The sequence below is a fragment of the Streptomyces aurantiogriseus genome (assembly GCF_014649375.1).
GTDB classification, from domain to species: domain Bacteria; phylum Actinomycetota; class Actinomycetes; order Streptomycetales; family Streptomycetaceae; genus Streptomyces; species Streptomyces aurantiogriseus.
The window spans coordinates 1-631 of sequence record NZ_BMSX01000085.1 but is presented as its reverse complement, the minus strand read 5'-3'; the positions used below and the strand labels follow the sequence as shown (position 1 = coordinate 631).

The 631-nt window shown below is 68.9% G+C and carries 1 protein-coding gene; it reads right to left on the bottom strand.

The features are described from left to right. On the bottom strand, positions 1–609 hold a 609-nt coding region (locus tag IE263_RS48085), incomplete at its 3' end, for an IS701 family transposase (RefSeq protein ID WP_189944464.1). Positions 610–631 lie beyond the last annotated feature (22 nt).

Genomic DNA, 631 nt, shown 5'->3' with positions numbered 1-631 from the left:
GGCGTCGGCCACGACCAGGGGAACGTCGATGCCCCAACTGCGGGTCTCGTCGATCATGTCCAGGGCCAGCTGCCACTTCTCCACGTGACCGGCATCGGCCGGGATCCCGCACCGCTTGCGGCGGGCGACCTTGACCGGATCGGCATCCGGCGAGGCGGCATCCCAGGAGGTCGGCAGGAACAGCCGCCAGTTCACCGCGGCCGAGGCATGGTCGTCGGCCAGATGCAGCGAGACGCCCACCTGGCAGTTGGTGACCTTGCCCGCGGTGCCGGTGTACTGCCGCGACACACACGCCGAGGCGTCCCCGTCCTTGAGGAAGCCGGTGTCATCGACAACCAACGCGGCCGGCTGGACCGCTTCCTGCATCTTCCATGCCAGGCGGGCCCGGACATGCGCCGGATTCCACGGGCTGGTCGTCACGAAGTGCGCCAGTGCCTGCCGGTTGCCGTCCTCACCCAGCTTCGCGGCCATCGGCTCCACCGACTTGCGCCGCCCATCCAGCAGCAGCCCGCGCACATACACCTGCCCCCAACGCCGCTGATCCGCACGGAAGAACCCGTCGAACAACTCCGCCGCAAACGCTTCCAGGTCCTCCCGGACCCCAGCCATCTCCTCAGGTGTCACACCACCC